At 71.5% G+C, this 26,497-nt stretch carries 27 protein-coding genes; 12 read left to right on the forward strand and 15 right to left on the reverse strand.

Annotation, left to right across the window (positions count from 1 at the left end):
* Positions 1-194: 194 nt before the first annotated feature.
* A complete protein-coding gene (locus tag IA22_RS0109570; protein ID WP_014157992.1) occupies positions 195-638 on the forward strand; it encodes a hypothetical protein in 444 nt (147 codons plus the stop codon).
* 6 nt (positions 639-644) lie between these two features.
* Here the strand turns inward: IA22_RS0109570 and IA22_RS0109575 are convergent, their stop codons facing one another.
* Positions 645-1,802, reverse strand: a complete 1,158-nt coding sequence (locus IA22_RS0109575) for a methyltransferase (protein WP_030123311.1) — start codon at positions 1,800-1,802, stop codon at positions 645-647.
* A gap of 70 nt (positions 1,803-1,872) precedes the next feature.
* Positions 1,873-2,085, reverse strand: coding sequence for a hypothetical protein (locus tag IA22_RS0109580; RefSeq protein ID WP_014157990.1), 213 nt, complete (start codon positions 2,083-2,085; stop codon positions 1,873-1,875).
* A gap of 214 nt (positions 2,086-2,299) precedes the next feature.
* Between IA22_RS0109580 and IA22_RS0109585 the strand changes: the two genes are divergently transcribed.
* A complete protein-coding gene (locus IA22_RS0109585) occupies positions 2,300-3,109 on the forward strand; it encodes an endonuclease I family protein (protein ID WP_030123313.1) in 810 nt (269 codons plus the stop codon).
* A gap of 4 nt (positions 3,110-3,113) precedes the next feature.
* On the opposite strand, the gene glsA is transcribed toward IA22_RS0109585, so the two are convergent.
* Positions 3,114-4,466, reverse strand: coding sequence for a glutaminase A (gene glsA, locus IA22_RS0109590; RefSeq protein WP_030123314.1), 1,353 nt, complete (start codon positions 4,464-4,466; stop codon positions 3,114-3,116).
* A gap of 238 nt (positions 4,467-4,704) precedes the next feature.
* Between glsA and IA22_RS0109600 the strand changes: the two genes are divergently transcribed.
* Together IA22_RS0109600 and IA22_RS0109605 are read left to right on the forward strand one after the other, a co-directional pair.
* Positions 4,705-5,820: a baeRF3 domain-containing protein gene (locus tag IA22_RS0109600; protein WP_030123316.1), complete on the forward strand. Its 1,116-nt coding sequence runs from the start codon at positions 4,705-4,707 to the stop codon at positions 5,818-5,820.
* Positions 5,821-5,931: 111 nt separating this feature from the next.
* Positions 5,932-6,387 carry a hypothetical protein gene (locus IA22_RS0109605; protein ID WP_030123317.1) on the forward strand — a complete coding sequence of 152 codons (456 nt, stop codon included), beginning with the start codon at positions 5,932-5,934 and terminating at the stop codon, positions 6,385-6,387.
* A 69-nt stretch (positions 6,388-6,456) separates the two neighbouring features.
* On the opposite strand, the gene IA22_RS0109610 is transcribed toward IA22_RS0109605, so the two are convergent.
* From IA22_RS0109610 to IA22_RS0109645, 8 genes are all read right to left on the reverse strand, one after another.
* Entirely contained in the window at positions 6,457-8,844 is a 2,388-nt protein-coding gene (locus IA22_RS0109610) for a phosphoketolase family protein (RefSeq protein WP_030123318.1), read from the reverse strand.
* A 35-nt stretch (positions 8,845-8,879) separates the two neighbouring features.
* Positions 8,880-10,286: an NADP-dependent succinic semialdehyde dehydrogenase gene (locus IA22_RS0109615; RefSeq protein WP_014157983.1), complete on the reverse strand. Its 1,407-nt coding sequence runs from the start codon at positions 10,284-10,286 to the stop codon at positions 8,880-8,882.
* Positions 10,287-10,435: 149 nt separating this feature from the next.
* Entirely contained in the window at positions 10,436-10,933 is a 498-nt protein-coding gene (locus tag IA22_RS0109620) for an ATP-binding protein (protein ID WP_014157982.1), read from the reverse strand.
* Between the two features lie 152 nt (positions 10,934-11,085).
* Entirely contained in the window at positions 11,086-13,182 is a 2,097-nt protein-coding gene (locus tag IA22_RS0109625) for a xanthine dehydrogenase family protein molybdopterin-binding subunit (RefSeq protein WP_030123319.1), read from the reverse strand.
* 42 nt (positions 13,183-13,224) lie between these two features.
* A complete protein-coding gene (locus tag IA22_RS0109630; RefSeq protein WP_030123320.1) occupies positions 13,225-14,220 on the reverse strand; it encodes an FAD binding domain-containing protein in 996 nt (331 codons plus the stop codon).
* The gene (locus IA22_RS0109635; protein ID WP_014157979.1) at positions 14,217-14,789 is read right to left on the reverse strand and encodes a 2Fe-2S iron-sulfur cluster-binding protein; all 573 of its coding nucleotides are present in this window, start codon (positions 14,787-14,789) and stop codon (positions 14,217-14,219) included. Before IA22_RS0109635 ends, IA22_RS0109630 begins: the two co-directional genes overlap by 4 nt.
* Before the next feature lie 34 nt (positions 14,790-14,823).
* Positions 14,824-15,219: a hypothetical protein gene (locus tag IA22_RS0109640; protein WP_030123321.1), complete on the reverse strand. Its 396-nt coding sequence runs from the start codon at positions 15,217-15,219 to the stop codon at positions 14,824-14,826.
* Positions 15,220-15,448: 229 nt separating this feature from the next.
* Positions 15,449-16,414 carry an LLM class F420-dependent oxidoreductase gene (locus tag IA22_RS0109645; RefSeq protein ID WP_030123322.1) on the reverse strand — a complete coding sequence of 322 codons (966 nt, stop codon included), beginning with the start codon at positions 16,412-16,414 and terminating at the stop codon, positions 15,449-15,451.
* An 88-nt stretch (positions 16,415-16,502) separates the two neighbouring features.
* Between IA22_RS0109645 and IA22_RS0109650 the strand changes: the two genes are divergently transcribed.
* The 3 genes from IA22_RS0109650 (at position 16,503) to IA22_RS0109660 (ending at position 18,810) form a co-directional block, all read left to right on the forward strand.
* Positions 16,503-16,841, forward strand: coding sequence for a DUF6479 family protein (locus tag IA22_RS0109650; RefSeq protein ID WP_015575887.1), 339 nt, complete (start codon positions 16,503-16,505; stop codon positions 16,839-16,841).
* 123 nt (positions 16,842-16,964) lie between these two features.
* Positions 16,965-17,879, forward strand: a complete 915-nt coding sequence (locus tag IA22_RS0109655; protein ID WP_014157975.1) for a cation diffusion facilitator family transporter — start codon at positions 16,965-16,967, stop codon at positions 17,877-17,879.
* Between the two features lie 103 nt (positions 17,880-17,982).
* The gene (locus IA22_RS0109660; protein WP_014157974.1) at positions 17,983-18,810 is read left to right on the forward strand and encodes a VOC family protein; all 828 of its coding nucleotides are present in this window, start codon (positions 17,983-17,985) and stop codon (positions 18,808-18,810) included.
* Positions 18,811-18,816: 6 nt separating this feature from the next.
* Here the strand turns inward: IA22_RS0109660 and IA22_RS0109665 are convergent, their stop codons facing one another.
* Positions 18,817-19,347, reverse strand: coding sequence for a DUF6328 family protein (locus tag IA22_RS0109665; RefSeq protein WP_202435660.1), 531 nt, complete (start codon positions 19,345-19,347; stop codon positions 18,817-18,819).
* Positions 19,348-19,702: 355 nt separating this feature from the next.
* Between IA22_RS0109665 and IA22_RS0109670 the strand changes: the two genes are divergently transcribed.
* Positions 19,703-20,089 (forward strand): VOC family protein, encoded by a 387-nt coding sequence (locus tag IA22_RS0109670; RefSeq protein WP_015575890.1) that lies wholly within the window; start codon positions 19,703-19,705, stop codon positions 20,087-20,089.
* A 62-nt stretch (positions 20,090-20,151) separates the two neighbouring features.
* On the opposite strand, the gene IA22_RS0109675 is transcribed toward IA22_RS0109670, so the two are convergent.
* The gene (locus IA22_RS0109675; protein ID WP_030123324.1) at positions 20,152-20,634 is read right to left on the reverse strand and encodes a GNAT family N-acetyltransferase; all 483 of its coding nucleotides are present in this window, start codon (positions 20,632-20,634) and stop codon (positions 20,152-20,154) included.
* Between the two features lie 341 nt (positions 20,635-20,975).
* On the opposite strand from IA22_RS0109675, the gene IA22_RS0109680 reads away from it, so the two are divergent.
* Together IA22_RS0109680 and IA22_RS0109685 are read left to right on the forward strand one after the other, a co-directional pair.
* Positions 20,976-21,575 (forward strand): hypothetical protein, encoded by a 600-nt coding sequence (locus IA22_RS0109680; RefSeq protein ID WP_014157970.1) that lies wholly within the window; start codon positions 20,976-20,978, stop codon positions 21,573-21,575.
* Positions 21,572-22,111, forward strand: a complete 540-nt coding sequence (locus IA22_RS0109685) for a hypothetical protein (RefSeq protein WP_030123326.1) — start codon at positions 21,572-21,574, stop codon at positions 22,109-22,111. The genes IA22_RS0109680 and IA22_RS0109685 overlap by 4 nt, the downstream gene beginning before the upstream one ends.
* Before the next feature lie 78 nt (positions 22,112-22,189).
* Here IA22_RS0109685 and IA22_RS0109690 read toward each other — a convergent pair whose 3' ends face one another.
* The gene (locus tag IA22_RS0109690; protein ID WP_015575893.1) at positions 22,190-22,987 is read right to left on the reverse strand and encodes a tyrosine-protein phosphatase; all 798 of its coding nucleotides are present in this window, start codon (positions 22,985-22,987) and stop codon (positions 22,190-22,192) included.
* A gap of 104 nt (positions 22,988-23,091) precedes the next feature.
* On the reverse strand, positions 23,092-23,586 hold the full coding sequence (locus IA22_RS0109695) for an SHOCT domain-containing protein (RefSeq protein ID WP_015575894.1): 495 nt from the start codon (positions 23,584-23,586) through the stop codon (positions 23,092-23,094).
* A 197-nt stretch (positions 23,587-23,783) separates the two neighbouring features.
* On the opposite strand from IA22_RS0109695, the gene IA22_RS36775 reads away from it, so the two are divergent.
* Both IA22_RS36775 and IA22_RS0109700 read left to right on the forward strand, forming a co-directional pair.
* The gene (locus IA22_RS36775; RefSeq protein WP_015575895.1) at positions 23,784-23,924 is read left to right on the forward strand and encodes a hypothetical protein; all 141 of its coding nucleotides are present in this window, start codon (positions 23,784-23,786) and stop codon (positions 23,922-23,924) included.
* A gap of 106 nt (positions 23,925-24,030) precedes the next feature.
* Positions 24,031-26,415 (forward strand): ATP-binding cassette domain-containing protein, encoded by a 2,385-nt coding sequence (locus IA22_RS0109700; RefSeq protein ID WP_030123327.1) that lies wholly within the window; start codon positions 24,031-24,033, stop codon positions 26,413-26,415.
* The last annotated feature ends 82 nt before the right edge of the window (positions 26,416-26,497 follow it).

Genomic DNA, 26,497 nt, shown 5'->3' on the forward strand with positions numbered 1-26,497 from the left:
GGCCCGTCCAGTATGGCTGCCCGTCTGCGCCGTTCACACGGGGCCGGGCCGCCGTCGGTTCCGGCGACGCTCGGGCGGCGGTCCGCCACCGGCGGGGACGGCCGCCGGGCCGGCAGGATCATGACTCGTAGGATGGCGTTCCGGCGCGGTCGGGTGCGCACCGCGACCGCGCGTGTTCCGGGAGGGGGTGGGCTGTGCCCAGGTGGGGACTGGTCGTCGAGCAGAACCTCGGGTACGGCAGGCAGGGCCGGATGTGGTCGGTCGGCGTGATCGGCCACGTGGAGGGCAGCCGCGAGGAGGCGCTCGCGGCCCTCCGGGTCCGGGCCGAGCGTTTCGAGCCGGTGCATCCCTCCAACCCGAAGGGCCGGGCGCTGTACCGGGAGGCGGACGGATTCCTGCTGGTCGTCGAGGGGGTCTGGCAGCCCTGGCACTGCCGCTTCACGGTGGCCGAGCAGCTGTACGACAGCGCGGCCCCCGAGCCGGTCCGGGCGCCATCCGCTGCGGAGCCGGAGCCGGCGGAGCCCACGGACGCCACTCCCCGCGCGCACGAACCCGGACCAGGTCCCGGCCCTCCACCCGCCTGGGACGCCGGGGTGCCCGAGGTGCCGTCCTGGCTGGGCCGGGACGGCCTCCCCTGACGCGGGTCAGCGCTTGACGGCCCGCAGGACGACGAATTTCGGGTCACCGGCGACGGTCACGCAGTTGCCGAAGATCCGGCGGAGTTGAGTGTGGTAGCCGAGGTGCCGGTTGCCGACGACCCACAGCTCGCCGCCCTGGCGCAGGGCTGCACGCGCCCCGTAAAACATGTTCCGGGCCGTGGCGTCGGTGACCGCCTGGTGCGAGTGGAACGGCGGGTTGCTGAGGACCAGGTCCACGCTCGCCGGGGGCACTCCTGCCGTCCCGTCACCGACCAGGAACTCGGCCTCGGCGTCCGGCCCGGTGTTGTCGCGGAACGTCGCTTCGGCGGAGGCGACGGCCTGGTACGACTCGTCGGTGAAGACGACGGACGCGTCGGGGTTGGCCAGCGCGGCGGCCGTACCCACCACACCGTTCCCGCAGCCGAGGTCGACGACCCTGTCGGGCCCGGTCCGCTCCGGCAGGTGCTTCAGGAAGAAGCGGGTGCCGATGTCGAGGCGTTCGGCGCAGAAGATCCCGGCGTGGTTGGTGACCGTACGGCCCGAGAGCACCCCGATGTCGCCGGGCAGTTCGTAGCGGTACGGCCAGGGGCTGGGGGTCCTGGGCAGTGCGGGGTCCGGGGTGGAGAAGATGAGCCGCGCCTTCTTCACCGCGAGGGAGGTGCGGGTGGGCCCGATGATCCGCTCGAACAGCTTGAGGGTGGAGGTGTGGATCTCCTTCACCATGCCGGTACCGATGACGACGGTCCCGGCGTGCACGGCGGGCGCGAGCCGGTGGAGCTGGTCCTCCAGGAGGGCGAGGCTCTTGGGCACCCGCACGAGCAGCAGGTCGATCCGGGCCGGCGGGGTGTCGCGTACGGACAGGACCTGTACGGAGTCGGGGTCGGCGCCGTTGCGCGCCAGGTTGGCCCGGGTGGCCTGCCGCGCGAGGTACGAATCGGTGATCTGGACCGGGCGACGGGCGGCCAGCGCGGTGGTGAGGGCACCCCAGCGGTCGCCGACCACGGCCACGGTGCCGGACGGACGGACCGGCTCGCTCCCGTCCTCTCCCCCCAGCCGCCGCAGCAGGTACTCGTCGGCGGCGTCCCACGCACGGAGGGGGTCGCGCGGGTTCTCGGGATAGCGGGCGAGATCGAATTCGCCCTGTGACGTCGTCAAACGGTTCATATTGCGTTCAGGCTAGCCGAGGGGCGGGAGGCGCCTCGCACGCTCCCGCCCCCGGCGCTCCGCGTCGGTTCTACGGGAGCCGCTTGTCCATGGCCGAGCGGCCTTCCTCCGACAGCCTGCGCCGTGCCCACTCCAGGCTCTCGGGTGTCAGGTCACGCCCGGAGGCGAGTACCAGATCCTCCGCGGTGGGCTGATCGTTGCCGCCGGTGTGCAGCAGACGGTCCGGGGTCACACCCCGTGCGTCCCGCGCGGACACGGATAGGGATTCGGACTCTTCGCTCATACCGCCTCCTCGTCCTTGCGGCAATTCTCGCGCCCGACGGGCATCCGCGCATCCGAAGTCCGGGAGGGGGGTCCGATCAGCTGTCACTTGACTTGCACATGATAAATACGCAACGTTCACACGACCGGCACCGTGCGTGTGGAAGGCTCCCGGTCCAACAGCCGACACCCGGCCCTCACGACACCGTTCCGCCACCCCGGAGAGGACACCCCACATGTCCAGTCGTCGCCGTTTCTACGCGCGTCCACTGATCGCGACCGCCGCCTCGATCGTCGTGCTCACCGGCATCGCGTCCGCCGCACCCGCCGCCACCCCCGCGACGCCGCCGGCCGCCACCCTCGACGACACGTACTACCAGAACGCCCTCGGCAAGACGGGCACCGCGCTCAAGAGCTCGCTGCACACGATCATCAGCGACCAGACCAAGCTCTCCTACAGCCAGGTCTGGGACGCCCTCAAGGCCACGGACCAGGACCCGGCGAACTCGTCCAACGTGATCCTGCTGTACACCGGCCGCTCCCAGTCCAAGAGCGGGAACGGCGGCGATGTCGGCGACTGGAACCGGGAACACGTCTGGGCGAAGTCCCACGGCGACTTCGGCACCGCGACCGGTCCCGGCACGGACATCCACCACCTGCGCCCCGAGGACGTGCAGGTGAACTCCATCCGCGGCAACAAGGACTTCGACAACGGCGGCAGCGCCGTGTCGGGGGCGCCCGGCAACTACACCGACGGCGACTCCTTCGAGCCGCGCGACGCGGTCAAGGGGGACGTGGCCCGGATGATCCTCTACATGGCGGTGCGGTACGAGGGCGACGACGCCTTCGCCGACCTGGAGCCGAACGACCGCGTGAGCAACGGGTCGGCCCCGAACATCGGGCGGCTGTCCGTACTCAAGCAGTGGAGCCAGGAGGACCCGCCGGACAGCTTCGAGAAGAACCGCAACCAGGTCATATTCGACCGGTTCCAGCACAACCGGAACCCGTTCATCGACCACCCCGAGTGGGTCGAGGCCATCTGGTAGGGGCTCAGCCTGGACCGGCCAGGACCCGCGCGCACTGCTCGGCGGCCTCCTCCCGGGAGCCGAAGCGCGGCAGGTCCTGGCCGGTCCGCTCGCGGAGCAGGTCCGGGGGACCCAGCCGGTCGCCCGGATCGACGACGGCCGCACGCCTGCCCTCCCGCGCGAGCCGGGAGAGGCCGGCGTGCAGCAGCACGAGGGCGTCGGAGTCGGCGCCGGTCACCTCCCGCAGGTCGAGCACCACGGGCCCGCCGTCCTCCGAGCCCGACTCGTCGAGCGCGTACAGCACACGCTCCGCCGCGGTGAAGTCGAGTGCGCCCTGGGCTGCGACGACACCCACGCGTTCGTGGAGAGCGCGTGCGAGCCGGCCGGTCGGTGCCGAGGGGAGCACGTCGGCGGTGGTGACCAGGGTGACGGTGGAGCCGGGAAGGGCCGGGTTCCTCATGAGGTGGAGCCCGAGACGTTCCGAGAGCGCGCCGAGCGCCGCGTGGCCGCGTACCGAGGTGCCCGACGCGTCCAGGAGCGGGCTGTAGGCGGCCAGACCGAAGCGGGCCGGCCCGGCGGCGAGCAGGCCGCCGGAGACCCCGCTCTTGGCGGGCAGCCCGACCCTGAGCAGCCAGTCGCCGGAGGAGTCGTACATTCCGCAGGTCGCCATGACGGCGAGGACCTGGGCCGCGACCTCGGGGGAGACGACCCGCTCCCCGGTGACCGGATTGACACCGCCGTAGGCCAGGGTCGCCGCCATCACGGCGAGATCGACGGCCGTGGCCCGCACCGCGCACTGCCGGAAGTAGGTGTCCACCGCCTGCACCGGGTCGACGGGCAGGCTTCCCGTGCTGCGGATCAGGTAGGCGAGCGCCCGATTGCGGTCCCCGGTGGCCGCCTCGGAGCCGTGGACGTCCTCGTCGACGTCCAGCTTCCGCCCGGCGAACCGGCTCAGACAGCTCAGGATGCGGCCGAACGCGGGTTCCTCGCGGCTGTCGGGGACCAGGGCGGTGGTCACGATGGCGCCCGCGTTGACCATCGCGTTGGCAGGCCGTCCGGTACCGGGTTCCAGGCTGATGGCGTTGAACGCCTCGCCGCTCGGTTCGGCGCCCACCCAACGGCTCACCTCGTCGAGGCCGAGCGCGGCCAGCGCGAGGGCGTAGACGAAGGGCTTGGACACCGACTGCAGGGTGAAGGGGGTGTCCGCCGCCCCGGCGCTGTAGGCGTGCCCGTCCATGCTCACGAGGGCGAGCCCGAAGTCGTCGGGATCCGACCTGGTCAACTCGGGGATGTAGTCGGCCTGTCGGCCCTCGTCCACGCCGGCGAAGCGTGCGTGGAGTTCGCGGAGCGCGTCCGTCACGGCCTCGGAGGCGCTCACCGGAGGCCGGCCGGGCGCCGCACGGGCCCCGGGCCGGGCAGCCCCTCCGCCGTGCCCTCGGGTCCGGCGGCGGTCCGCGAATCCGGCGGGGCGGACGTGGACATCGCATACACCTCCAGAGGGAGACGAATAATTCGCCCATATTAGGATCAAAAGGTATGAATTGACTCGTCGAACGACCGCTCCGCACCAGGGGGCGGCCCCAGCACCGCGGACCCCGAACCCCCGGGAGGGAACGATGGACACGGACGCGCTGACGCCCGGCCTGCTGCAGGAACTCCGGGCCACCAGGCCCTATCCGGCCCTGTCCCTGACGATGCCGACCCACCGCCGTGCGCCGGACAACGCCCAGGACGCCGTGCGGCTGCGCAACCTCGTGGCCGAGGCCGGCAACCGGCTGGACGCCGACCCCCGGGTGACCCACGAGGCCCGGGCCGCGGTGAAGGCACAGCTGGACCGTGCGGTGGCCGAGGTGGACCAGCGCCGCGCCCTGGAGTCCCTCGTGATCTTCGCCGACGCCGACGAGTACCAGATCTGGCAGCTTCCGCGCACCGCGCCCGAACGAGTGGTCCTCAGCGACAGTTACCTCACCCGCAACCTGGTCGCGGCAAAGGCGGGGGCGCAGTTGTTCTGGGTGCTCAGCCTGTCCGCCGAGCACGCCTCCCTGTTCTCCGGCACGAGCGAGGGCCTGCGTCCCGAGCACAGGAACGGTTTCCCGCTCACGGCCCCGCACGAGGAGCCGAACCCGCAGCGCAAGGAGCAGATCGGGGACACCCCGAGCACCTACAGCAGCGAGGACGCCCGCAACTTCCTGCGCTCGGTCGACGAACAGCTGCGCGCGGTCCTGGCGGCCGATCCGCGTCCGCTCTTCCTGGTGGGCCTCGCACCGGCCCTCTCCCTGCTCGACGAGGTGGGCGAGAGCGCGAAGCAGGCCGTGGGCCGGGTCGCCAAGGGGACGACGGCGGACACGACGGCTCCCGAGCTGCTCAAGGAGCTGGGCCCGGCGCTGGAGGACTGGCGCGAGAAGACCGCCTCACGGATCCGGGACAGGCTGGACAAGGCCCACAGCAGCCGCTCGTTCGCCGGCGGACTCGACGAGGTGTGGCTGGCCGTACGGGAGGGCCGTGCGGGCCTGGTCGCGGTCGAGGAGCACTTCGACGAGACGGTGAGGATCACCGACGGCCACCTGGAGCCGGTGGGCACGGAGGCCACGCCGTCCGAGGACGGACAGATCCGCGAGGACATCGTCGACGAACTGGTCGAAGCGGCACTGGACAAGGGCTGCGAGGTCGCCGTCGTCGCGGACGACTCCCTCGCGCACCACGGCAGGCTCGCGGCGGTCCTGCGTTTCTGATCGCGTGTCCTTGCGTGGGGATTATGTGAATATTGTCTAGATTTGGCGCTCCGCAGTCGATCCCACCACGTCGATCTCCCCGATCGCGTCGGACACGGAGGAGAGCCAGTCATGGACCGACTCAGGCGCGCGTCGGCGGCAGCCCTGCTCACAGCGGTGGCGCTGACCGGAGCGGTGGGCGGAGCCGCGGCTTCGTCCGGTGTCCCCGCACCGCCGTCCGGGAAGCGCGCGCAGGACCTGGCCGAGCGGCCGGCCGTCTCCGCCTACGCGACCGCGCGCAGCGTCGCGGCCTGGGAGGAGTTCCGTATCCACGGCGCGGCCCGGAACATCACGTCCGGCACCCCGGTCACGCTGCAGCAGAGGCAGGGCGAGCGATGGGTGACGCTGCCCGCCACGATCAGGACCACCAGGAGTGGCGAGTACAGCATGCGTGTGAAGCTGGGCATCACGGGCGAGAACGCCCTCCGGATCGTCGGAGGCGGGGCCGTGTCCCCCGTCGTCCGCACCACCGTGACGGCGGTCGTGACCCCCGCGGTACCGGCGGCCTCGCCCACCACCGTGCGCTGAGCGTCCGACGCCCCGCACACTCCGGCCGGCCCGCTTCCTGCGGGCCGGCCGGAGTGCGTCGTCGGCTGTTCAGCCCTCCCAGGCCCAGTCGGCGACCTCGGGCATGTCCGTGCCGTGTTCCCGGATCCAGGCGTGGTGCCGGGTGCGGGCGTCCGACATCGCCTGCCGTACGGCGACGGCACGGACCCCCAGCCCGGGCACCCGGTCGAGCACGTCCATGACCAGCCGGTAGCGGTCCAGGTCGTTGCGGACCACCATGTCGAACGGCGTGGTCGTGGTCCCCTCCTCCTTGTAGCCGCGCACATGGAGATGGGCGTGCCCCGCGCGCCGGTACGCGAGACGGTGCACCAGCCAGGGGTAGCCGTGGTAGGCGAAGATCACCGGCCTGTCCCGGGTGAAGACGGCGTCGTACTCCGCGTCGGGCATGCCGTGCGGGTGCTCCTCGTGCGGCAGCAGCCGGGTCATGTCGACCACGTTGACCACACGCACGGCGAGCTCCGGAAGATGACGGCGCAGCAGTCCGGCCGCGGCCATCGTCTCCAGGGTGGGTACGTCGCCGGCACAGGCCAGCACCACGTCGGGTTCGCGGCTGCCGTCCTCGGTCCCGGCCCATTCCCAGACCCCGGCCCCCCGGGCGCAGTGCGCGCGTGCCTCGTCGAGGGTGAGCCAGTCGAAGCCGGGCTGCTTCCCGGCGACGATCACGTTGACGTAGTCACGGCTGCGCAGCACGTGATCGGCGGTGGACAGCAGAGTGTTGGCGTCCGGCGGCATGTAGACCCGGACGACTTCGGGACTCTTGTTGAGGATGTGGTCGACGAAGCCGGGGTCCTGGTGCGAGAAGCCGTTGTGGTCCTGACGCCAGACGTGCGAGGTGAGGAGGTAGTTCAGCGAGGCGACGGGTGCGCGCCAGTGCAGCCGCCGCGACGTGCGGAGCCACTTGATGTGCTGGTTGACCATCGAGTCGACGATATGGGCGAAGGCCTCGTACGAGGAGAACAGGCCGTGCCGGCCGGTGAGGAGATAACCCTCCAGCCAGCCCTGGCACAGGTGTTCCGACAGGACTTCCATCACCCTGCCGTCACGGGCCAGATGTTCGTCGGTCGGAAGGACCTCCGCCTGCCAGGCCTTTCCGGTGGCCTCGTAGAGCGCGCCGAGGCGGTTGGACTCGGTCTCGTCGGGCCCGACCACCCGGAAGTTCCTGCGGTCGGCGGTGGCCGCCATGACGTCCTCGAGCAGTCCGCCCAGGATCCGGGTGGGCTCGTGCAGGACGGTCCCCGGCCTGTCGACCCGCACCGCGTGGTTCTCGAGGGGCGGGAGCGGAAGGTCGCGCAGGAGCAGCCCGCCGTTGGCGTACGGTGTCGCCCCGAGCCGGGCGGTCCCCTCGGGAACGCATTCCAGGACCTGGGCGGTGGGCCTGCCCTCGGAGTCGAAGAGTTCCTCGGGGCGGTAGGAGCGCATCCACTCCTCGAGCTGACGCAGGTGATCGGGATTGTCCCGGACCCCGGGCAGCGGCACCTGGTGGGCCCGCCAGGTGTTCTCGACGGGGAGCCCGTCCACCTCCTCCGGGCCGGTCCAGCCCTTGGGGGTGCGCAGCACGATCATGGGCCAGCGGGGACGCGCGGACGCGCCTTCGGAGCGCGCCGCGCGCTGGTACCCGTCGATGCGGTCCACGGCGAGGTCCATGGCGGCGGCCAGCGCGCGGTGGACGACGGCCGGCTCGTCCCCCTCGACGTACACGGGATCGTGGCCGTATCCGCGCAGGAGTGCGTCGAGTTCGTCCTCGGGCAGCCGGGCCAGCACCGTGGGGTTCGCGATCTTGTACCCGTTGAGGTGCAGGACGGGCAGGACCGCGCCGTCGTGCACGGGGTCCAGGAACTTGTTGGAGTGCCAGGACGCGGCCAACGGTCCCGTCTCCGCCTCTCCGTCGCCGACCACACAGGCGACCAGCAGCTCGGGGTGGTCGAAGGCGGCGCCGTAGGCATGGGTCAGCGCGTACCCCAGCTCGCCGCCCTCATGGATGGACCCGGGGGTCTCCGGTGCGACATGGCTGGGAACACCGCCGGGGAAGGAGAACTGCTTGAACAGCGCGCCCATCCCGGCACGGTCGCGGCTGACATCGGGGTACGTCTCGGAGTAACTGCCCTCCAGCCACGAGTTGGCGAGGACGGCGGGGCCGCCGTGGCCGGGCCCCCAGACGCACATCGCCCGGCGCTTCCGGGTCCGGACGATCCGGTTCAGATGGGTGTGGACCAGGTTCAGTCCGGGTGAGGTGCCCCAGTGGCCGAGCAGTCGCGGCTTGATGTGCTCGGGGGCCAGCGGCTCCTCCAGGAGGGGGTTGGCCATCAGATAGATCTGGCCGACCGCCAGGTAGTTGGCGGCACGCCAGTGCGCGTCCAGTGCCGCGATCTCAGCGTCGGAGGGGGCGGAGGCCCCGGACGGCGTTCGGGCGTCGGTCATGAGGCGTCTCCCTGGAGCAGTCGCGTGGGGCGGATCTAGCGGGCGTCCGAGCCGGGCCCGTACCAGACGGTGGTGGCGTTGCAGAACTCGCGGATGCCGTGCCCGGCCAGCTCCCGGCCGTACCCGGAGCGCTTCACCCCGCCGAACGGCAGGGCCGGGTGGGAGGCGGTCATACCGTTGAAGAAGACCCCGCCGGCCTCCACGTCGCGCACACAGCGTTCCATCTCGTCCTCGTCCCGCGTCCAGACGTTGGAACTGAGCCCGAACGGGGTGTCGTTGGCGAGTTCCACGGCCTCGTCGAGGTCGGCCACCCGGTAGAGCGTCGCCACTGGTCCGAAGGTCTCCTCGCGGTGGATGCGCATGGCCGGGGTGATCCCGGTGAGGACCGTGGGCTCGTAGAACCAGCCACGGTCGAGGCCGTCGGGGCGTCGGCCCCCGCACAGCGCCGTCGCGCCCTTGCCGAGGGCGTCGTGGACGAGTTCCTCCAGGTCGGTGCGGCCTTGCTCGCTGGAGAGCGGGCCCACGTCGGTGGACTCCTCCAGAGGGTCCCCGACGGTGAGGGCGCGCATCCCCGCGGTGAAGCGTTCGGCGAACGCGTCGTAGACGTCCGCGTGGACGATGAACCGCTTGGCGGCGATGCAGGACTGCCCGTTGTTCTGGACGCGGGCGGTCACCGCCGTGTCGGCGGCCTTCTCGACGTCGGCGGACGGCAGGACGACGAAGGGGTCGCTGCCGCCCAGTTCCAGCACGGTCTTCTTCACCTCGTCCCCCGCGACGGAGGCGACGGCCCGGCCGGCCGGTTCGCTGCCGGTGAGGGTCGCGGCGGCGACCCTGGGGTCGCGCAGGACGGCTTCGACGGCGCCCGAGCCGACGAGCAGGGTCTGGAAGCAGCCCTCGGGGAATCCCGCCCTGGTGAAGAGGTCCTCGATGTAGAGGGCGGTCTGCGGGACGTTCGACGCGTGCTTGAGCAGGCCGGTGTTGCCGGCCATGAGCGCGGGCGCGGCGAAGCGCATGACCTGCCAGAGCGGGAAGTTCCAGGGCATGACGGCGAGCACCACACCCAGCGGCCGGTAGTGCACCCGTGCGCGGGAGGCACCGGAGTCCTTGACGTCGGTGTCGTCGGGGTGTTCGTCGGCCAGCAGCCGTTCGGCGTTGGCCGCGTACCAGCGCATGGCCTTGGCGCACTTGGCGGCTTCCGCGCGGGCGGCCTTGACCGGCTTGCCCATCTCGGTCGTCATGGTGCGGGCGATGTCCCGCTGGTCCTCGTCGAGGAGATCGGCGGCCCTGTTCAGCAGCCGGGCGCGCTCGGCGAAGTCCGTGGTGCGGTAGTGCTGGAAGGCGCGATGGGCCGCGGCGACCCTGCGCTCGGTGCCCTGCTCGTCCAGTGCGTCGAACGTCCTGAGCGTCTCGCCGTTCGCGGGATTCACCGTCGCGATGGGCATGGCTGTGCCTCCTTGCGTTGTCCTTCGACCGTTGCGCGCCACGCATCGGCGCGCAACGCGACCTCTCACGCACGCGTACCCGGCCGGTGCGGATCATGCGTGCCACAGGCACACCGTCCACGCCGGCCGGGTCGGCACCGGGCTGTGCGTCACACGAGTTCGGCCAACGGGCCGCTCTCGGCGACGGGGCCGCTCCCGCTGACCGGGCCTTCGACGAACGTGCGGCCGCCGGGCAGAGGCGCCGGCGGGAGCAGCCCGGTGGTGCACGGACTCTCCGCGTAGCGCGTGAACCACACGGCCTTGCCGTCGGTGGTCCGGCAGGTGCCCCAGCTGTCGCTCAGGGCCATGACGCGGCTCAGACCGCCGCCGCCACCGTCCCGCAGCCGGGGCATCCGGGAATCCTCGTCGGACACGGACACCGTCAGGTGCCGGCCGGTCCAGCGGAGTTCGAGGACGCACCGGTGTCCCTCGCCGACGTGTCGCTGGACGTTCGTCAGGAGCTCCTCGGCCGCCCGGCACACCGGCCGGACGTGCAGTTCGAGACTCCAGTGACGAAGGTGTGCGGCGACTATGCGCCGCAACTGGGAAATGCGCTCTGCCGACACCTGCAGTTCGACCAGGTAGTGCCGGTCGAGTGGAACGGTCATCGTTGAGGCTCCTCACCACGAGGCTCACGTGCTTCACCCCGTTCGACCCGACGACCCCCGAACACGAAGCGTGAGCAGTAATCACTTCTCGGTCACTCATCAGAGTGACGCCGGGGGGCCGGTCGTGCAACCGAGGAATCCCCCGGCGGGTGTCACGGCAGGTAGGGCAGCAGTTTGTCCGGGGTCAGCGGGAGGGTGCGAAGCCGGGCGCCGGTGGCGTGGCGCACGGCGTTGCCGAGGGCGGCCGCGGTGCCGACGATGCCGATCTCGCCGATGCCCTTGCTGCCCATGGGGTTGAGGTGGGGGTCGTCCTCGTCGATCCAGTGCGCCTGGATGTCGGGGACGTCCGCGCAGGACGGCACGTGGTAGGAGGCCAGGTCGCTCTCGGTGAAGTCGCCGAAGGCCGGGTCCATGGTGCTTCCCTCGGTGAGGGCCATGCCGAGGCCCATGACCATGCCGCCGATGAACTGGGACCGTGCCGTGCGGGAGTTGAGGATCCGTCCGGCGGCGTACATCCCCAGGAGCCGGCGCACCCGCACCTCACCGGTGAGGGAGTCGACCGCCACCTCGGCGAAGTGGGCACCGAAGGCGTGCCGTGCGTACGGGGATTCCTGGGCCGTCTCGTCGCCGGTGTCGGCGGTGACGGTGAGGCCGTCCGGCGGCAGCGGGCCGGTGTGCTCGGCGAGCCGCCGCACCAGGGCGGTGGCGGCCTTGTGCACCGCCGAGCCCCAGGAAGCGGTGCCCGAGGAGCCGCCCGCGACGGACGCGGTGGGCAGATCACTGCTGCCGACGTCGACCTGGACGTTCTCCGGGTCCGTGCCCAGGACCGAGGCGGCGATCTGCGCCAGGACGGTGCGGGCGCCGGTGCCGATGTCGGTGGCGTTGACCCGGACGCGGTACGAGCCGTCCGGGGCCGCCTGCGCGGAGGCCGCCGACCTGGAAACGAGGACGGGGTACGTCGCCGAGGCGACCCCCGTGCCCAGCAGCCAGGGCCCCTCCTCGCGGGCGGCGGGCCGGGGGTCCCGGTCGTTCCAGCCGAAGCGTGCCGCACCCTGCGTCAGACAGGCGGCGAGGTTGCGGCTGCTGAAGGGGCGTCCGCTGTCGGGTTCGGCCTGCGGTTCGTTGCGCAGCCTCAGTTCGACCGGATCGATACCGAGGGCGCAGGCGAGTTCGTCCATGGCCGATTCCAGCGCGTACATGCCCGAGGCCTCCCCCGGTGCGCGCATCCAGGACGGGCTGGGCACGTCGAGTGCCGCCACGCGGTGTTCCGTGCGGCTGTGGGGCGAGGCGTACATGACGCGGGCGGGAACGGCGGCCTGTTCGACGAACTCCTTGATCCGCGAGGTCTGGGTGACGATCTCGTGGGAGACGCTGGACAGGACACCGTCACGGTCCGCTCCCAGGCGCACCCGCTGCAGGGTCGGCGCCCGGTGACCGACGATCGCCGCCATGTACCGTCGCGGCAGCGCGAGCTGGACCGGGCGGCCGGTGTGCCGTGCGGCCATCGCGGCGAGGACGGACTGGGGGCGCGGGGTGCCCTTGGAGCCGAAGCCGCCGCCGACGTGTTCGGAGACCACGGTGATCCGGTTCCGGTCGAGTCCCAGGGCCGTGGCGAGGCTGTTGCGCACGGCGGTCGATCCCTGGCTGGAGTCGTGGACGGTCAGGTGTCCGTCGGACCACCTGGCGGTGGAGGCGTGCGGTTCCATGGGGTGGTTGTGCAGCCCGTGCAGGGTGTAGGTCGCGTCGATCCGCACGGGGGCGGCTTCGAAGGCGCGCATGGCGTCACCGCGTTCGCGCAGGCCCGGGTGGCCGCCGTTCGCCTCCTCGGGGATGTACAGCCCCGGGTGGTCCCCGGTGAGGACGACGTCGTGTCCGGTGGTCGTGTACTCGGCGTGCACGGCGGACGCGCCGGCCCTGGCGGCTTCCAGGCTCTCCGCCAGCACGAGGGCGACGGGCCAGCCCCGGTGCGGCACCCGGTCGTCCTGGAGCACGGCGAGGATCGGGTCGTCGGGCTCCTTCAGCCTCGGCGCGTTGTCGTGGGTCAGGACGGTGTGCACCCCGGGTACGGCGAGCGCGTCGGCGGTACGGATCGCGGTGACACGGCCGGTGGGGACGGTGGCGGGCACGATCCAGCCGTACAGGCAGTCCGCCGAGGTGTGCTCGGCGGCGTAGCGGGCGGTGCCGGTGACCTTGTCCCGGCCCTCGCGGCGGACTACGGGCGCTCCCAGCACCCGGGTGGAGTCGCTCATGGCGGAAGTCCTCGGTTCGTCGGGGGTGTGCGGTCCGGCCGATCAGGCGGGTACGGCGCGGGAGGTGAGTTCGACGAGGGCGCCGACGGCCATCCGGCGCGCGAGGTCGACCTTGAAGGCGTTGTCGCGCAGGGGCCTGGCCGCTTCGAGTTCCCCGTCCACCGCACGGGCGAAGGCGTCCTCGGCCGGCGGGGCACCGCGCAGCAGGTCCTCGGCGACCCGGGCACGCCAGGGCCGGTGCGCCACCCCGCCGAAGGCGAGCGAGACACGGTCCACGCGGCCGTCGCGCACGCTCAGGACGGCTGCGACGGAGACCAGGGCGAAGGCGTACGAGGCACGGTCCCGGGCCTTGCGGTAGAGGGAGACGGCGCCGTCGGAAGGCGGGGGCAGCACCACCCCGGTGATCAGTTCGCCGGGGCGGATCACCGTGTCCTGGTCGGGGTTGTCGCCGGGCAGCCGGTGGAAGTCGGTCACGGGCACCGTCCGCTCGCCCTCGGGGCCGTGCAACTGGACGGTGGCGTCGAGGGCCGCGAGGGCGACCGCCATGTCCGAGGGGTTCGTGGCGACGCAGTCCTGCGAGTGGCCCAGCACCGCGAGATCCCGGTGCGCCCCCTCGCGGGCCGGGCAGCCCGATCCGGGGGCGCGCTTGTTGCAGGGCTTGGAGACGTCCTGGAAGTACGGGCAGCGGGTGCGCTGGAGCAGGTTGCCCCCGGTGGTGGCGGTGTTGCGGAGCTGCCCGGACGCACCGGCCAGCAGGGCCTGCGACAGGGCGGGGTAGGCGCCACGCACGTCGGGGTGGGCGGCGAGGTCGCTGTTGCGCACCGTCGCGCCGATGCGGAGACCGCCGTCGTCGGTCCTGGTGATCCGGTCCAGCGGCAGCCGGCTCACGTCGACGAGCAGGCCGGGCGACTCCACCCCGAGCTTCATCAGGTCGACGAGGTTGGTGCCGCCTCCGAGGAAGCGCGCGCCGGGATGTCCGGCACCGGCGCGGACGGCCTCGGCCACGGAGGCGGGACGCAGGTAGGCGAAGGGTTTCACGGGGCCACGTCCTCGATCGCGTCGACGATGTGCGGGTAGGCGCCGCACCTGCAGAGGTTGCCGCTCATCCGCTCGCGGATCTCGTCGGCGTCGAGCGGGACCGGGCCTCCGGCGGTGAGCGCGGTCGGCGAGGTCACGTGGGAGGGGAAGCCGTCCCGGGCCTCACCGAGCATTCCGGCCGCGGAGCAGATCTGGCCCGGGGTGCAGTAGCCGCACTGGAGCGCGTCCCTCTCCAGGAATGCCGACTGCAGCGGGTGGAGCCGGTCCCCCTCGGCGAGTCCCTCGACGGTGGTGATGTGGGCGTCCTCCTGCGCCACGGCCAGCAGCAGGCAGCTGTTGGCGCGCCGGCCGTCGACGAGTACGGTGCAGGCCCCGCACTGACCGTGGTCGCAGCCCTTCTTGGCTCCGGTGAGACCCAGGTGCTCCCTCAGCGCGTCCAGCACCGTGGTGCGGTGGTCGAGCGTCAGGTCCCGGGCTGTGCCGTTGACGTACAGGGTGAAGGTGGAGCGGTCGTCGAGAGGCGGCGTCCGGGCCGCTCCCGCGTCGGTGGTCCCCTGGGTGCCGTCCATGTGCGCGTACCTTCCGGGTTCGGTGGTGGTGTCGTCAGACCGGCCGGTGGCTCTCCAGGCGCAGGCGGATCTCCTGTTCCTGGTCGCCCGCCGCCGTTCCGACGAGCCGCACGGAGAAGGCGTCGGCCAGCTGCTTCCGGAGACGGTCGACGGCCCAATAGCCCCCCTGCGCCTCGACCATCACCGGTACGGAGAGCCGGGCGGGCGCGGGCGCGGCCTTCGTCTCGGAGACGTCGACGGTCGCCGTCCACACGGTGGGGCGCGTGTCCGACGCGTCCTCGGGGGTGTCGGACGCCGGGCGGTCGGAGACGAACGAGCGGCGCAGGACGTCGAACACGGTGCGTGCGTCCTCCTTCGGACAGCCGGTGACCGCCACCACGACGTCGCCGCTCTCCTGGTGCTCCTGTGCTGCTTCCTGCGTGCTGTTCAACGTGCGTTCCTTTCACTGACAGCGCGGTGCGCGCTGTTCGGCGGCCTCTCTCCGGGGCCGGCCTCGCGTTCCCTCCAGCGGGTCCGGGTCCTCACTCCAGGCTCGCCCCACCGCTCCGTGTCGGCGACACGAGCCGCCGTCGGGGCAGCCGGGGACGTCGGGCGATGGGATATCTCGTACCCGGTGAGTGGCGGGGACACGTGCGACAGCGCCGCGTGCGCACGGCGTGCTACAGCTCACGCAGTGCGGGCAGGAGTGTGGTCCTGGCCCATTCGATGAAGGGCCGCTGGTGGGCGCCTCCGATCTGGACGAGCGCGACCTCGGTGAATCCCGCCTCACGGTAGGGGCGGACCGCCTCCACGAAGGCGTCGACGTCCGAGCCGCACGGGATCGACCCGGTGATGTCGTCCTTGCGGACGAATGCGGTCGCCTGGTCGAACGCGGAGGGCCCCGGCAGCTCCGAGTTGACCTTCCAGCCGCCGAGCGACCAGCGGAACTGGTCGTGGGCACGGGCGATCGCGGCGTCCCGGTCGGTGTCGTAGCAGACGGGCACCTGTCCCACCCGGGGCTTCCCCGTCCCCCCGTGCCGGTCGAACGCGTTCAGGAGGTCCCCCTTGGGCTCGGTCGCGATGACCAGATCGCCCAGGGTGCCGGCGAGTTCGCAGGACCGCTCCCCGGAGACCGCGATTCCGATGGGAACCCGCTGCTCGGGCAGGTCCCAGAGCTTCGCGTTCTCCACGTCGAAGTGGGTGCCGTGGTGGGTGACGTAGCCGCCGTCGAAGAGCGCGCGGATGATGTGCACGGCCTCCTCGAGCATCTCCAGCCGGACGTTCGGCGCGGGCCACCCCGCACCGACGACGTGTTCGTTGAGGTTCTCCCCCGAGCCGAGACCGAGGCGGAACCGGCCCTCCGCGAGCAGTTGGAGTGTGGCCGCCTTCTGCGCGGTCACGGCCGGGTGGTAGCGGGTGGTCGGGCAGGTCACGTACGTCATGAGCGGGATCCGGGAAGTGGCCTGCGCCGCGGCGCCCAGGACGGACCATGCGTAGGGCGCGTGCCCCTGGGCAGCCAACCAGGGAGAGTAGTGGTCGGAGATGACCGAGAAGTCGAAGCCGGCTTCCTCCGCCGCGACCACGTCCCCCACAAGGGCCCGGGGTCCCGCTTGCTCGGTCATCATCGTGTAGCCGATTTGCACCATACGAAACACATTTACCGTGACATCGCCATAAAACATGAATTCATGTCAATGGCTGTCTGTGATCGATTCCCCGGGGTATGCGCCATGCATGGACGTAACGAACCGAGCATGGGAACCGCTCGCCGGCACCGTGGCGGCCGGCGGGCCGGGCGCAGTGGGTGTGGTCATCGGCATCATCGGCCTGTTCGTGGTGGTCGTGCTGATCGGAGGCTTCTGGTTCGGGATGAGGCGCCGCGACAAGGAGTCGCGCCCGCCCCGCCCGGACGAGCAGCCGCAGCGTCCGGACCACCGGACGGAGATCCGGGAGAGCGGCCGGCACAGCTCGGACCACTTTCCCGAGAACGGCCGCGCTCTCTCGCCGTACGAACTCAGCGACCGCGGTAACGAGGTGATCCCGCCGCCGGAGGACGAGCACCGGCGTGACTGACCCACGAGCGCGCCGCCAGACGTATGGACACGAGTCCGGGCCCCTCGTCGAGCGGGCCCGGACTCGTTCCTGGGCGGCGTCACCTTTCGCCTTCGATCGGAGAAACATGGAACCGGGGGGCATATGAAGCGGCCGGAGTCGGACCGCAAGACCCGCGTCACCATTCTGGTGGCGCTCGCCGCCAACCTCGTCATCGCCGCGGCAAAGGGGGTGGGGGGCCTCCTCTCGGGTTCACCCGCCCTCCTGTCCGAAGCTGCCCACTCCGTGGCGGACAGCGTGAACGAGGTCTTCCTGCTGGCCGCTCTCCGGCGCAGCCGCCGCCCGCCGGACGCACGTCACCCCTTCGGCTACGGCAAGGAGCGCTACTTCTGGTCGTTGCTCGCGGCTGTCGGGATCTTCGTCGTCGGCGGCTGCTTCTCGTTCTTCCAGGGCTTCGAGGCGCTCGGCAGCCACGAGCAGCAGTCGCACGAGGGCTACACGGTGGGTCTGATCGTCCTCGGGGTCGCCCTGCTGGCGGAGGGAGCGTCGCTGGTGCGTGCGCTGCTGCAGCTCCGCGGCGCGAAGGACGCCGCCCGCGACCCCGCGTTGCGGACCGTGATCGCCGAGGACAGCACGGCCGTGCTGGGTGTGGTGCTGGCCATGGCGGGGATGGTGCTGCACATGGTGACCGGGAACGTCGTGTGGGAGGCGTCGGCCTCCCTGGGGATCGGCCTGCTCCTGGTCTACGTCGCCTTCCGGCTCGGCAAGGACGCCCGCGACCGGCTCATCGGGGAATCCGCGGATCCCGGGATGCGCCGGGGGGTCGAGGAACTCCTCGCCTCCCAGGACGAGATCGACAACGTGGCGGCGCTGTTCACCATGGGCCTCGGCCTCGACTCGGTGCTGGTGGCGGCCAGGATCGATCTGGCACCCGGCATCGACAGCGAGGAGGTCGAGCGGGTCGCCGTCCGGATCAAGCGCTCGATAGCCGGCTCCTGGCCGGAGGCAGAGCACGTCTTCCTCGACATCACGAACGCCCCGCCCCGGGGCGGGGCGTGATCGCCGCCGTCGCGTGTTGCGGGAGTCGCCGGGGCGCATGAGGCTGGTCCTGGCCGCGCGGTGCGGAAGAAGTCGTGCCGCAGTACCGATAGGGCAGTGGACCATGACTCCTGGCGATCCGCGGACTGTGCCGGAACCGGCGGTGCTGAGCGGCGCGAGCGCCCCGTGCTGGGTCCATCTGGTGACCCGGGACCTCGGGGACGCCCAGCTCTTCTACGGCGCCGTTCTCGGGTGGACGTTCCGCGCCGGACCGCTGGGCAGGGACTTCGTGATGGCGCGGTCCGACGGAGTGCCGGTGGCCGGTATCGGCGCGGTCGCGTCCGCCTACCAGGTGGCCGTGGCCTGGATGCCGTACTTCTCGGTCCGGGACGCCGACGTCGTCGCGGCTCGTATCCGTGAACGCAGCGGCACCGTGGCGGTGGGGCCGCTGACGGTGGGACAGGGCCGGGCGGTCCTTGCCGCCGACCGGGACGGCGCGTCCTTCGGCGTCTGGGAGTGGACGGGACGCGCGGCCACGCTGGCGCCGTCCGGGAACCGGGCGCACGCCTGGCTCAGGCTGCGCACCAGGGACGCCTTCGACGCCGCGATCTTCTACGGCGAGGTCCTCGGCTGGGCGAGCGGGGAGCCCGGGGGCTGCGACATCGCCTATGTGCGGGAGGAAGTGCTCGTACGCTGCAACGGACGCCCGCTGGCCCGTATCAGCTCCGGCGCCGTGGAAGCGGCTCCGGATCCGCAGGTGCGCCCGCACTGGCAGGTGCAGTTCCCGGTGGCGGACGTGGACGCGACGGTCCTCGCCGCCGAGCGGCACGGCGGCACGCTCATGGAGCGGCGCGCGGTGCGGCGCGGCGGCGAGGCGACCCTGCGGGACCCGGACGGCGGACTCTTCACCGTGACGGACGTACGCAGCCCGGCGACCGTGGACGAGGGCTGACGGTGGTCAGGACCTGGGCCCGGAGTCGTCGGCGTCCCGGGCGTCCTCCCCGTCGGCCGGCCCACCGCCGTCGCCCCGGGCGATGGCCCACAGCGGGAACACGAACCAGCAGACCAGGAACCAGAGGGCCATTCCACCCACCAGCCAGAGTGCGGTCACGTTGTGCAGCGCCACGCGCAGGATGAGGAGCAGCGTGCTGCACATCGTGCAGAAGAGCAGCACGAGCCCCAGCTTCGTCAGGCGTGAGGCCCAGGTCACGGTCTGCGGCTTCATCCGGCGTCCGGTGAGGAGCCGGTGGTAGGACACGGGGCCTATCAGCGCGGCCGCGGTCGCCGAGCCGAGCATCACGGTCACGACGTAGATGTTCCGGTCGACGTCGGACAGGTCCGCGAAGCGGGGCTGGAAAACGACCGCGAGAAGGAAGCCGAAGAGAATCTGGACGCCGGTCTGCGCGACCCGGAGTTCCTGGAGCAACTCGCCCCACTGCCGGTCCGCCCGCTCCTCCTCGGTCTCCCGCCGTCCGCTGCGCGGGTCCAATCCGGCCGGATCTCCTCCGTCCCGGTCTCTTCCGGCTCCATCACTGCCCGCGGGTATCTGTCCCATGGTGCCTCCCCACCTCGTCGAGGTGGTACTGGTGCCCCGCGGAGCCCCGGTGATTCCTGGGCTCCCGACGTCGTCGGCAGCCGCGGGACAGCCCACCCGCCGGTCTCCTCATGGTGGCAGCCACCGGGGAAAGCACCACACCGGCGGCCGGATGTCGACACCGACCAAGGGCCAAACCTCGACGCACCGTGACAACTCGCTTAAGATCGAGGTACGGCATCGCGCGTCGGTCACCGGCCGGGTGAGGCGTGGAGGTAGCCCGTGAGATGCCCGTTGGAGGCATTCCACAGTGTCGGTCGAGCTGAACCACACCATCATCCACAGCCGGGACAACCGCGAGTCCGCGGAGTTCCTGGCACATCTTCTGGGTCTGACCATCGGTACCGAATGGGGACCCTTCATCCCCGTCGTCCTCGCGAACGGCGTCACGCTGGACTTCGCGACCGTTCCCGCCGGATCGATCACGGTGCAGCACTACGCGTTCCTCATCTCGGAGGCGGAGTTCGACACGGCCTTCGGCCGCATCGAGGAGCAGGGGATCGACTACTACGCGGATCCCCACCGCAGGCACCCCGGCGAGATCAACCACAACGACGGCGGACGCGGGGTGTACTTCCCGGATCCCAGCGGTCACGGGATGGAGCTCATCACCCGTCCGTACGGCGGCTGGTCGTAGCGGTTCCCGCACCGGCGCGGAGGGCCCGGCCGTGATCCCCGATCACGGCCGGGCCCTCCGGCTCAGGGGCCGGCGTCGACCGGAAGCAGCAGTTCGGGCCGGTCCCACATCACCGCGGGCGGACGGGCCGCTACGGTTCCGGTGCGCTCGGCGCCCACGCTGCGGTAGAACCCCTCGGCCGGAGGGTGCGCGACCACGCGCACGGCGGTGAGGCCGGCTCGGCGTGCCTGTCCGAGGAGATGGCCGACGAGGAGCCTCCCGATACCCCTCCCCTGGGCCGCGTCGGCGACGAACATCAGGTCGAGCTCCGGCGGGGACAGCACCAGCGCGTAGAAGCCGAGCACCAGGCCGTCGTCGTCCACGGCCACATGGACGTCGTGCGCCTCGATGTAGTCGGGACCCACCTTGTACCCCTGGACCATGGGGGCATAGGGGCCCTCGTAGGCGCCCGACGTGGTGACCAGCCGGGTGAGCCGCCTGGCGTCGCGCGCGACGGCCCGTCTGACCCGGACCCCGCCGCGCCGGTCCGTCGTGCTCGATCTCATCGGTCGAGTATCACGCATGCGGGGAGACGGGGCACGCACGGGCGAGGCCTCGCGGATCCGCCGGTCCGCCCGGGTCCCGGAGGCGACCCCCGCGGTTCCGCGCTCGGTCACCACGCGCCCCTCGGGCCACTCGTGAGGGACGGCGCCGATTCCGGTGGAACACCGTCCGGTCCGGCCATTTCCAGGTTGCCGGCGGCCTTCCTGCATGAACGGCGTGGAGGGGGTTACACGCCTGATGCACGCGGCCCGGCCCCCTACACCGAACCGGGCCCGCATTGGAAGGAGTTGACGAGAGTGGAACAGCACGACGCACCGACCGCGAGCCGACGGGAGCGTCGGCCATGACGATCGTGGTGATCATCGTCGCCGTCGTCCTGGTGGCAGCCGTCGCCGCTTTCCTCCTTCGCGGGCGTGGGACCGGCGGACGAGGACTGCAGCGCCGCTTCGGCCCCGAGTACGACCGGACGGTCGCCCGTCACGACGGCGACACCAAGGCGGCCGAGCACGAGCTCTCCGAGCGTGTGAAGGCACACGGCTCCCTCTCCGAGCGGCCTCTGCGGCCGGAGGCCCGCGAGGCGTACAGCCGCCGCTGGGCCGAGGTCCAGGAACGCTTCATCGACTCCCCCAGGGACGCGATCGTCGAGGCGGACGCACTGCTCGCCCAACTGGCGCACGACCGGGGCTTCCCGGACGGCGACAGCTTCCAGGAGCAGACGGACGCCCTCTCGGTCCACCACGCCGAGCAGGTCGACGGCTACCGCAGGGTGCACACCGCCGTGCGTGGCCAGGGCGGCACCGAGGAGATGCGGAAGGCCCTGATCGAGTCCCGGGCCCTCTTCGACGTACTCCTCGCGGACTCACCGAACGAGTCGGCCACGACGGACCGGCACGACGAGTCGGTCCGCACGGACCGGCATCAGGCGAAAGGCAGTGCAGCATGAACGACCACACCGAGCGCACGACGAAGCCCCTTCTCGGCACCGAGCCCCGTCAGGGCGCCCCGGCGGCGAACGCCCCCGAGCGGACGCCCGTGACCACCCCCGGCAGGACCCCGGAGGCAGCGGGCTCGGTCGATCCGGGAAACAGAAAGGGCCTGGACCGCAAGCTCGGCGGCGCTGACGACGCCGGCGTACCGCCCGCCCCGCGAACGGCCCCCACGGCCACCCATGCCGAGCGGCCCGGCCGTCGGGAGGCCACAGGCACCGGCTCGCCCCTGGTCCCCCGGGGTGACCAGGACAAGCTGTCGCAGCGCATGCAGCACGCGGTGACCGACTTCGTCGAGAGCCCGCGACGGGCCGTCGAGGAGGCGGAGAGCACGTTCGACCAGATCGTCTCCGGCCTGACCGAGGCCCTGGCCGAGCGCAAGCGCGTCCTGCGTGCGAGCTGGCACGATCAGGACACCGAAGCCCAGACGGAGGAGCTCCGTGTGGCGCTTCAGCACTACCGCGACCTCAGCGAGCATCTGCTGAAGATCTGAGCGTCGCCGTACGGCGCATGGGCCCGGTGGCACGTCCGCGGACGTGCCACCGGGCCCATGCGCGTTCCGGGCCGGCGGTCAGGCGGGGACGGCCAGGTCGGCGCGCAGCCGCTCGGCCACCGCCGGGGGAAGACGCAGCGCCTTGGCGAGGTAGCCGTCGAGCCCGCCCCAGCGCTCGTCCATCGCGTCGAGGGCCGCCTCGAGATACCGCGGCCGGGCTTCGACGACCGCGGACGCGATGCCCGGGTCCCCGCCCTCGTCGAGGAAACGGCGTACCGCGGGTCCGAAGGCGGTGGGCACCGCACGGTTCACCGCGAGGAACTCCGCCCGGACGGCCTCACGGGACGCACCCGCCATCATGAGCAGCAGGGCGGCGGCCCACCCGGTCCGGTCCTTGCCGGTCGCGCAGTGGAAGAGCAGCGGCCTCGCCCGGGGATCGGACGCGGTGTCGAGGAAGGCGCGGTAGGCGGCCGCTGCCCCCGGGGAGAGGACCATCTTCCGATACGTCTGCGCGAAGAGCTCCTCCGCTCTCCCCCCGCCGAGCAGAGCGGCTGCTCCGACCGGGTCACCGAGCAGCGCCTTGAGACGGGCGGGCGTGACCCCCGGGTCGTCGCCGAGCACGTCGGCGACGAAGAGCCGCGCGCCCGCCGGGAGGCGGTCCGGCGCCCATCGGCGCTCGTCCGCGGTCCGCAGGTCGACGACGGTCCGGATGCCGAGTGCCGCCACCGCCCTGTCGTGGTCGGCGTCGAAGTCGCTCAGCTGCCCGGAGCGCAGGAGGATTCCCTGGCGCAGGCGGCGGTGGCGCCCCAGGGCGATTCCGCCCAGATCGCGCAGATTGACGATGGTCGTGGCGGGGACGGCCCGGGCGGTCTGCACGATGAACTGCCTCTTTCCCGACAGACTGCAGGTCGGAATCAACGTCGCACGGCGTGCGCATATCGACAAAGGGAACGTGAGGTACGGGCGTCGGCCGGTGCGGGTCAGTCCGCGAGGATCCGTGTCTTCTGCGCCGAGAATTCCTCGTCGGTGAGGATGCCCCGCTGCTTCAGGTCCGCGAGCCTCTCGAGGAGCGTGATGACGTCGTCGCCGCCGTCCGCCGGGACCTTCTCGTGCGCCAGGAGCCGGCCGCCCGCCTCCTCGGCCACCCGGGTGAGGGGTACCGACCAGAGGTCCTCCCACACGATCAGCGCGGCAGCGCTCCCCTCGTGCAGGCCTTCGAGCGCACCGAGCTCGGTGATCCGGGGCAGCCCGGCCGGCCGGTCGTCCGGCGGGTCGAAGGGGACGAGCCCCTGCGGGTCCATCTCACCCCGCTCGACCTGCTCGACGGCTCCGCCTGTTGCTCTGCGAGCGAAGGCGAGGTCGAGGATGCGGACCGCCTCGGACGCGACGGCGTCGGCCAGCACGGGCGCGATCGCGTCGGCGAAGCGGCCGCCGGGAAAGGTGACGACGAGGTACTCCACGGGTCCCACGGCCACGATGCGTCCTTCCCCTGAGGTGGTGGATCGACTGAGGTGGTGGATCGACAGCAGCATAACTTCGGGCAATCGGTGACGCACTGTGAGAAGTACTGACAGAAGCGATATGAGCGTGGCAGCCGCCTCCCCGTTGCGGCCCTGCGACCGGTCAGGAATGAAGAAGCGAGGGCCCTCCGCCGCCCAGTAGCGTCGACCGCATGCCTGTCGCCCCTTCATCCCGCCCCTTCAGCGCCGACGAGCGCGACGAGGTCACGGCCTCCCCGCGGGGCGTCCTCGGCGCGGCGGGGCGCGACGGTCCCTCCGGCACCGTGCGGCGCCGCGGCCCGCCCCGCACATGATTCAGCCCCGGCCGACACCGCAGTTCTGATAGACAACGACCGTTGCCGCCACCGCGCAGGCGACACCGACGGCAGCCGCCGCGTAACAGATGGGGAATCGACGAGCATGGCCACGAGGACGGACACGCGGGCGCCCGCGCCGCAGGCTTCCGACAGCCACGACCTGATCCGCGTGCACGGCGCACGCGTGAACAATCTCAAGGACGTCAGCGTCGAGATCCCGAAGCGCCGGCTGACCGTGTTCACGGGGGTCTCCGGCTCAGGCAAGAGCTCACTGGTGTTCAGCACGATCGCCGCCGAGTCGCAGCGGATGATCAACGAGACCTACAGCGCCTTCGTCCAGGGCTTCATGCCGACGCTGGCACGGCCCGAGGTCGACGTGCTCGAAGGACTGACAACGGCGATCATCGTCGACCAGCAGCGACTGGGCGCCGACCCGCGCTCCACGGTCGGTACCGTCACCGACGCCAACGCGATGCTGCGCATCCTCTTCTCCCGTCTCGGTGAACCGCACATCGGTCCCCCCGGCGCCTACGCCTTCAACGTGCCCTCGGTCAGGGCCAGCGGAGCGATCACCGTCGAGCGCGGCAACAAGAAGACCGTGAAGGCGACCTTCGACCGGACGGGCGGCATGTGCCCGCGCTGCGAGGGCCGGGGCACGGTCTCCGACATCGACCTCACCCAGCTCTACGACGACTCCAAATCCCTTTCCGAGGGCGCCTTCACCATCCCCGGCTGGAAGTCGGACAGTCAGTGGACCGTGCAGGTGTACGCCCAGTCGGGCTTCGTCGACCCGGACAAGCCGATCCGCCGGTACACCAGGAAGGAGCTCCAGGACTTCCTGTACGGGGAGCCGGTCAAGGTGAAGGTCAACGGGGTCAACCTCACCTACGAGGGCCTGATCCCCAAGATCCAGAAGTCCTTCCTGTCCAAGGACAAGGAGGCGATGCAGCCGCACATCCGGGCGTTCGTGGAGCGGGCGGTCACCTTCACCACCTGTCCCGAGTGCGAGGGGACCCGGCTCAGCGAGGGTGCCAGATCCTCGAAGATCGACCGGATCAGCATCGCCGACGCCTGCGCGATGCAGATCAGCGATCTGGCCGCCTGGGTCCGCGGTCTGGACGAACCGTCCGTGGCACCGCTGCTCACCGCGCTGGGCGGGACACTCGACTCCTTCGTGGAGATCGGCCTCGGCTACCTCTCGCTCGACCGGCCGTCGGGCACGCTCTCGGGCGGCGAGGCGCAGCGCGTCAAGATGATCCGGCACCTCGGCTCCTCGCTCACCGACGTCACCTACGTCTTCGACGAACCGACCATCGGCCTGCACCCGCATGACATCCAGCGGATGAACGGCCTGCTGCTGCGGCTGCGCGACAAGGGCAACACGGTGCTGGTCGTGGAGCACAAGCCGGAGACCATCGTGATCGCCGACCACATCGTCGACCTCGGCCCCGGGGCGGGTTCCGCGGGCGGCACGGTCTGCTTCGAAGGCACCGTCGAGGGGCTGCGGGCCGGGGACACCGTCACCGGCCGGCACTTCGACGACCGGGCCGCCGTCAAGAAGACCGTGCGCGAGCCCACCGGTGTGCTGGAGATCCGCGGCGCGCACACGCACAACCTGCGCGACGTGGACGTCGACGTGCCGCTCGGGGTGCTGACCGTGGTCACGGGTGTGGCCGGCTCCGGCAAGAGCTCGCTCGTGCACGGGTCGATCCCGCCCGGCGAGAACGTCGTGTCGGTCGACCAGGGCGCGATCCGCGGCTCGCGGCGCAGCAATCCGGCGACGTACACGGGGCTCCTCGACCCGATCCGCAAGGCCTTCGCGAAGGCCAACGACGTGAAGCCGGCCCTGTTCAGCGCCAACTCCGAAGGCGCGTGCCCCGGTTGCAACGGGGCGGGCGTCGTCTACTCCGATCTGGCGATGATGGCCGGTGTCGCCTCGACGTGCGACGAGTGCGAGGGTAAGCGGTTCCAGCCCGCCGTGCTGGAGTACCGCTTCGCCGGCCGTGACATCAGCGAGGTGCTCGCGATGTCGGTGACCGAGGCCGAGGAGTTCTTCGGCACGGGCGAGGGGCGTGTCCCCGCCGCGCACCGCGTCCTCGGCCGGCTCTCCGACGTGGGACTCGGCTACCTCAGCCTGGGCCAGCCGCTCACCACGCTGTCCGGCGGCGAGCGGCAGCGGCTGAAGCTGGCCACCCACATGGCGGAGAAGGGCGGCGTGTACGTCCTCGACGAACCGACCGCGGGCCTCCACCTCGCCGATGTCCAGCAGTTGCTCGGCCTGCTCGACCGGATCGTCGACTCCGGCACGTCGGTCGTCGTCGTCGAGCATCATCAGGCGGTCATGGCACACGCCGACTGGATCATCGACCTCGGGCCCGGAGCCGGTCACGACGGAGGCCGGATCGTCTTCGAGGGCACGCCTGCCGACCTCGTCGCCGGCCGCGCCACCCTCACCGGCGAGCACCTCGCTGCCTACGTCGGCGCCTGAGAGGGGCTGCCCGGCGCCCGTCCTCCGCGCGCGCCGGGCTCCGCCCTCCCCCTCACGGCCCGAGGACAAGGCCCGCCCACCC

The sequence above is a fragment of the Kitasatospora papulosa genome (assembly GCF_000717245.1).
GTDB classification, from domain to species: domain Bacteria; phylum Actinomycetota; class Actinomycetes; order Streptomycetales; family Streptomycetaceae; genus Streptomyces; species Streptomyces papulosus.